1 protein-coding gene is annotated in these 245 nt (G+C 61.6%); it reads left to right on the plus strand.

The window, feature by feature from the left end; genetic code table 11:
- Positions 1-245: hypothetical protein (locus AC4IFO_RS23230; RefSeq protein WP_490737882.1), on the plus strand; the 245-nt coding region annotated here is incomplete at both ends.

Raw genomic sequence — 245 nt, forward strand, 5'->3', positions numbered from 1 at the left:
ACGCTGGCGACGGACGCAAGCAAAGCCGAGGGTAATGACACCACCGGCGGCAGCGGCAGTGGCGGTGAAAACCCGGGCGAAGTGATCGATCCGGCGGGCAAACCGCAAGTGGCGAACCTGAAGCTTAAAGGTGAGCTGGCTGTGGGTAAAGCGTTAAGCGGGCAGTACGCGTTTGATGCGAACGGCGGTGACAACACCGACAAATCCACCTATGCGTGGGGCAACAAAGGCAACACCGCGGCGGC

The organism is Providencia sp. UF-224 (genome assembly GCF_058245955.1).